This window comes from Diaphorobacter sp. LR2014-1, assembly GCF_002916785.1.
GTDB lineage: Bacteria > Pseudomonadota > Gammaproteobacteria > Burkholderiales > Burkholderiaceae_C > Diaphorobacter > Diaphorobacter nitroreducens.
Genome location: NZ_MTBE01000074.1, coordinates 1 through 5,535 on the forward strand (window position 1 = coordinate 1; position 5,535 = coordinate 5,535).

Annotated in this window: 5 protein-coding genes, 3 pseudogenes and 1 other annotated feature; of the genes and pseudogenes, 3 read left to right on the forward strand and 5 right to left on the reverse strand. The window is 58.1% G+C overall.

Going from position 1 to position 5,535, the window contains the following annotated elements:
- From BV908_RS21680 to BV908_RS21690, 3 genes and pseudogenes are all read left to right on the forward strand, one after another.
- A pseudogene (locus tag BV908_RS21680) lies at positions 1–463 on the forward strand (IS3 family transposase); the annotation flags it as partial.
- Positions 143–259 (forward strand) — a sequence feature (AL1L pseudoknot). Its footprint overlaps the pseudogene before it by 117 nt.
- 135 nt (positions 464–598) lie before the next feature.
- Positions 599–904 carry a PadR family transcriptional regulator gene (locus BV908_RS21685; RefSeq protein WP_103739185.1) on the forward strand — a complete coding sequence of 102 codons (306 nt, stop codon included), beginning with the start codon at positions 599–601 and terminating at the stop codon, positions 902–904.
- A gap of 258 nt (positions 905–1,162) precedes the next feature.
- Positions 1,163–2,212: a DMT family transporter gene (locus BV908_RS21690; RefSeq protein WP_103739186.1), complete on the forward strand. Its 1,050-nt coding sequence runs from the start codon at positions 1,163–1,165 to the stop codon at positions 2,210–2,212.
- A gap of 60 nt (positions 2,213–2,272) precedes the next feature.
- On the opposite strand, the pseudogene BV908_RS21695 reads toward BV908_RS21690, so the two are convergent.
- The 5 genes and pseudogenes from BV908_RS21695 to BV908_RS21715 form a co-directional block, all read right to left on the reverse strand.
- Positions 2,273–2,413: pseudogene (locus BV908_RS21695) on the reverse strand (IS3 family transposase); the annotation flags it as partial.
- A 319-nt stretch (positions 2,414–2,732) separates the two neighbouring features.
- Positions 2,733–3,743, reverse strand: a complete 1,011-nt coding sequence (locus tag BV908_RS21700) for an FAD-binding oxidoreductase (protein ID WP_103739187.1) — start codon at positions 3,741–3,743, stop codon at positions 2,733–2,735.
- A gap of 9 nt (positions 3,744–3,752) precedes the next feature.
- On the reverse strand, positions 3,753–4,700 hold the full coding sequence (locus BV908_RS21705) for a 4-hydroxythreonine-4-phosphate dehydrogenase PdxA (protein ID WP_034382993.1): 948 nt from the start codon (positions 4,698–4,700) through the stop codon (positions 3,753–3,755).
- Entirely contained in the window at positions 4,697–5,161 is a 465-nt protein-coding gene (locus BV908_RS21710) for a nuclear transport factor 2 family protein (protein WP_034369201.1), read from the reverse strand. Before BV908_RS21710 ends, BV908_RS21705 begins: the two co-directional genes overlap by 4 nt.
- Positions 5,158–5,535: pseudogene (locus BV908_RS21715) on the reverse strand (SRPBCC family protein); the annotation flags it as partial. The gene BV908_RS21710 and the pseudogene BV908_RS21715, both read right to left, overlap by 4 nt.

Genomic DNA, 5,535 nt, shown 5'->3' on the forward strand with positions numbered 1-5,535 from the left:
CCTTGAACGATTGGGTCAAGAAGGCCGAGGTCGACAGCGGCCAGCGTGCCGGTACCACCACGTCAGAAGCCCAGCGCATCAAGGAGCTGGAACGTGAGGTCAAGGAGCTGCGCCGGGCCAACGACATCCTGAAGACGGCCAGCGCGTTTTTTGCGCAGGCGGAGCTCGACCGCCGATTGAAGTCTTGAAGAACTACATCGACCGCCACCGTGACGACTACGGGGTCGAGCCCATCTGCCGGGTGCTGCAGATGGCCCCATCGTGTTACTGGCGCCACGCAGCCCGGCAACGTAACCCGCAACTGCGCAGTCAACGCGCCCAGCGTGACGAGTGCTTGAAGGCGGACATCCAGCGCGTGTGGCATGCCAACTGGCAGGTCTACGGGGCCGATAAGGTCTGGCTGCAGATGAACCGCGAGGGCATCCCGGTGGCACGTTGTACTGTGGAGCGACTGATGCGTGCCATGCACCGCAAGACTTCGGCTTGGCCCTTGTGGCACTGGTTGCCCTGATGTTCTGGAAGCTGCCGCCGTGGCTGGTCGTAGTTGGTAGTGGTGTCGCGGGCTGGTTGTTGAGCGTGACCCTGTGAGGTTCCGAGCGTGACCGACAAAGACCTTTACGGCGGATTGATCCGTTTGCACATCCTGCATCACGCAGCCGAAGAACCCATCTTCGGCCTCGGCATCATCGAGGAATTGCGACACCACGGTTACGAGATCAGCGCGGGCACCTTGTATCCGATGCTGCACGGATTGGAAAAGAAGGGTTATCTCACTTCACGGCATGAGCGCACAGGCCGTCGTGAACGGCGGGTCTACGAAATAACCGAACAAGGCCGTATCGCGTTGCAAGAAGCTAAGGCCAAGGTGAAAGAGCTTTTTGGGGAGCTGATCGAGGGCAAATGACGGCATCACGGCGTAGTGCAGATGGGGCCTGACATTTCCTGCATTCGCCTTCTGATAACGACAGCGCCGGTTGCCTTGGCAGGCCTGTCACAAACGAACGTTTTCAAGAAGAAGGAGGCCGCACCTGTCGCCGTTGGGCTGGGAGCACATCAACCTGACCGGTGATTACCTGTGGCGCAGCAGCGCCAAGATCGGCGTGGGCAAGTTCAGGCCGTTACGACCGTTGCAACCGGCCTAGCGCCCCTCAAGGTGTAATTGATGATGCTATCACAAAGAATTTTAGATCCTGGTATCTCGGCCGCATTAGGCGCTGCGATATTGTTCGGCGCGGGCACCCCGCTGGCCAAGCATCTCCTGAGCAGCGTCAGCCCTTGGCTGCTTGCCGGACTGCTCTATCTCGGCTCAGGGATCGGGCTGACGCTCTACCGCTGGCTGCGCCGTGCGCCGTCCGCGCGTGTACCACGCGGTGAAATGAAGTGGCTCGCGGGCGCGGTTTTGGCCGGTGGTGTCATTGCCCCCGTCTTGTTAATGCTGGGGCTAACCGGCATGCCTGCTTCAGGCGCTTCGTTGCTACTGAACGCCGAAGGCGTATTCACGGCACTGCTGGCCTGGTTCGCCTTCAAAGAGAACTTTGATCGACGCATTGCACTGGGCATGGTGGCCATCGTGGCGGGCGTGCTCGTACTGAACTGGCCCGGTGAAGCGCGATTTGCCGGGTGGCCATCGGCGTTAGCCGTTCTAGGCGCCTGTTTCGCCTGGGGCATCGACAACAACCTGACGCGCAAGGTGTCGCTGTTGGATACGACGTGGGTTGCTTCGCTGAAAGGCATGGCCGCCGGAACAGTCAACCTCGCACTGGCCATAGCGCTGGGCGCATCCCTGCCGTCTTGGCAGAGCGGAGCAGGCGCGATGCTGGTCGGTTTTTTCTCTTATGGTGTCAGCCTGGCCTTGTTTGTCATAGGGCTGCGCCATCTCGGCACAGCCCGCACTGGCGCGTATTTCTCGGTTGCCCCGTTCATCGGAGCGGTAATCGCCGTCGCAATGGGCGATTCAGTCAGCGCCTCGTTATTGATCGCGGGATCGCTGATGGCATGGGGCATATGGCTGCATTTGACCGAACACCATGAGCATCCACACACGCACGAAGTGACGGAGCACGAGCATCAACACGTCCACGACGAACATCACCAACATGGGCACGATTTTTCTGTTACGCCTGGTACAAAGCACGACCATCGGCACCAGCACGAACCGTTGACGCACTCGCACACGCATTTCCCGGACGCCCATCACCGGCATGAGCATTGAGCTGTTCGGCTATTCAATGGCTTAACGTGCTTTATTTTCCGTTTTCTGAAACGCCCCCTTCAAGGTCTGCGGCACGCAGCCAATCTTGGGGGCTATTGATTCAATGGCTGCCCACAGCGAAGGGTAGTTGGCTCGGTGCTCCTGCACCATGCGTACGGCACGCTCGCGCACCTCGGGCGAGAACTTGTTTGACTTGGTCATAGCTCCATCTTCTCAAGTGTTGGAGCCTCCTCAAAACCCGGGGCGATTCAAGAACGATCAATGAAAGCTGCCAATTGATCAAGCTGATCTGGCGCTTGAGAGAGACATTGGCGCAATGCGCCTGAGAGAATACCCATCAATGAAAAAGGCAACGTGTAAACACGTTGCCTTTTAGCTCATCTAGAGGCAGCTGAACCTTAACTGACTGGCATTAGGCATAAAGCCCCTTTCAGTGTTTATCAAACATTCCCCATCAAGTCACTCGCAAGCTCAGCCTCCGTCATATCCCGCCGTGTTGATATCGCATGAATAGCTACTTCTAGTGGCTACCAGTCGGGCTCGTCGCAAAAACATCCGCGTGGAAGTCCTGTGCTAACAGGCCCATATCGGAAGCTGCTGTGCGCACGGATTGAACAAGGGCCGGTGAGCCACAGCAGTGCACAACATGATCGTGCAGGTTGCCAAAGTGTATGCGTAGCGCGTCATCCACCCGACCTGGGTGAGCATCCGCAGGCACATCGCCTAGGTCGGTGATGGCTGCAATGTAGCGAAACTGTGGCCAGGCTTTGCGCCACTTGTCGATGGCGCTAGGAAGATATAGGCCCGAGGGGTTGCGAGCACCCCAAATCAGCGTGATGTCGCGCTGAACCTTGCGTTTGGCTAAGTCATCAAGAACGGATTTAATGGGCGCAAATCCCGTGCCACCTGCAACGCAAATCAGGGGCCTTGTGTCATCAGGCTTCAGTGCGATGCTGCCGAATGGCAGTTCGATATCCAATGTGTCACCAGACTTCAACTGCTGAACGATAGCGCTGAAGCGACCACCCGGTACATGCCTGACATGCAATGTGATGCCATCGCTCTCATGGGGGGGATTGGCCATAGAGTAGCTGCGGCTTTCCCCGCCGTCGAGGTGAATCAGCAGGTATTGGCCGGCTTCAAATTTGGCGCGCTTGCCCGCAGGCAGGCGTAGGCGCAGCAGCGAGACATCGGGTGCCGCCAGTGTATTGCTGTACACCTTGGCCGTAAAACGTTTGCGGGCTTCCGGGTCGAGGCGGCGAAAGGAGCTCGGCTGAATACGGATATTGCTGGCGGCGGTGCAGCCGCACAGCAATACCTGCTCCGAGGTGCAGAGTTCGCTGCGCACGGCCATGCCATTGAAGGAAGTAATATTTCCATCGAGCAGGGTACTCGCACAATTGCCACAGCTACCTTTGCGGCAGGAATAAGGTAGTTCGATGCCGGCCTGCAGGGCGGCATCCAGCACGGATTGCCCGGGCGCGCAGGGGAACGCGATATCAGAGTCGTGGATATGGATTTGATAATTCATGGAAGGGCCTCAGACCTGTTGGGCTCCGAGCAGGGCGATCGTGCGCAGGAGGGCCGTGGAGTCAGCCACGCCACGGCCTGCAATGTCCATGGCGCTGCCATGGCCCACACTGGAAAGCACCACCCTGCCACCGATGGAGAGTGCGCTGGCTCCGTTAGGTGCCAGCAGCTTGATGGGGATATGGCCCTGATCGTGCAGCATGGCTACATACAGGTCGTGCTTGCGCTGTGCCAGAACCATGTCAGCTCCCATGGGGCCGTCTACTGCTAGGCCGCGCTTGCGCAGTGTCTCGACAGCGGGAACGGTGATCTGGGAGTCCTCCAGGCCGAACAACTGTCCTTCAGATGCATGAGGGTTGATCCCGAATACAGCGACTTTTGGTTTAGGCACTCCGAGTAAGGTGCATGTCTGCACGGCAGCCTGCACCGCGTTGACCACCAACTGAGGCGAGAGCCGCTCCAATGCGCTGCGCACGCTTTCATGCAAAGTGACATGCACTATGCGCAGGCCAGCACCCACTAGCATCAGGAATACCTGGTCTTCGTTCATGCCAAGAACATTGGCGAGCAAAGATGGGTAGCCGCTGAACGCTATGCCTGCGCGGTGAATGGCCGTTTCATGGTGGGGGCAAGCAATGACGGCATCGACTTCGCCGTTTTCGCACGCCCGGATGGCTGCTGTTGCAGATTGCACCGTGGATAGGCCTGCCTGCGGGGTGATCTCTCCCCATTGCACTGGTTGTGCCAGCGAGCCGGCTTCCTCATGAATGAGGTCTTGAAGAAGGGGCTCCATTTGGCAGATCTGCGCTGCTTGTTCAAGAGCGCTCCACGGTCCATAGACCTTGATCAGGGATCTTTCGGTGGCAGACAACTGCTGAAGAGCTTTCAGTGCGATTTCAGGGCCAATACCGTGGGGGTCGCCGATGGCCAAAGCCAATCTACGGTGCACTATTGTCATAGCGGCAATGCCATCAGCGTGTCCGTCACCGTGCTGTCGCAAACTGCGATGCGTTCTTGCAGACGTAACTTGCCATCGATCGTGGTGAATTTGTCGAGGTACTCACCGCTGGCAAAGACCTCAGTTTCCCCGGTATGCATGATGCGCAGCACCATGAACGGCGTGGAAGCACTGGCCTGTGTTGCATCGCCTGACTGGATCGAAGGCAGTCCCAGAATATGGCGATAGCGATGGCGCTCGTAGATATTGGCTTCGCGCAGCGCAGAAATTCGGTCGGTGAGCATGTCCTGTGAATCCGCCCAGACAATGCCGGCAGCAAGCCCTTCAGCATGATTGTCGACATTGGTGACGCGATAGTGGCAATCCTTCGTGAAGAAGGTTGGCCATTGCTCCATGGCGTCACTGTCTATGGTCTTCGCGTAAGCGGCATTGAAGGCCGCGATTTGAATTTCATTGATCATGCTTGCATCTCCTGTCCCATATGCTTGCGGTAGGCCTTCCAAAAGCCGCGAACCGAGGTTTCCGTGGCGCGGCCCTCGCTAGAGCCTTCGTGGTCTCCGCCCATCTCGATGACCGCGTCAAGGTCGGCCGCACCTGCGATGCCGCGCTGAACGAATCCACCGACAGCTCCGTCTTCCATGGAAATGAATCCGGCCGGGCCGATGAGGTTGGCCTGTTTGAGTCTGACCTTGCGCTGCTCGGGACTGTCATCTGCATAGCCGAGATAGGTCCAGTTGAGTTCCGAGCTGGAGATGCTCTTGGGCAACAACTGACGCACGGCGATGCTGTTCTGAATCTGCTGCAGCACAAAGCCAGGGAACACAGAAAGGATCTG

Excerpts from the sequence above, each read along its gene's own strand:
- BV908_RS21690 (WP_103739186.1), top strand. The coding sequence starts at position 1,163 with ATGATGCTATCACAAAGAATTTTAGATCCTGGTATCTCGGCCGCATTA.
- BV908_RS21700 (WP_103739187.1), bottom strand. The coding sequence starts at position 3,743 with ATGAATTATCAAATCCATATCCACGACTCTGATATCGCGTTCCCCTGC.
- BV908_RS21705 (WP_034382993.1), bottom strand. The coding sequence starts at position 4,700 with ATGACAATAGTGCACCGTAGATTGGCTTTGGCCATCGGCGACCCCCAC.
- BV908_RS21710 (WP_034369201.1), bottom strand. The coding sequence starts at position 5,161 with ATGATCAATGAAATTCAAATCGCGGCCTTCAATGCCGCTTACGCGAAG.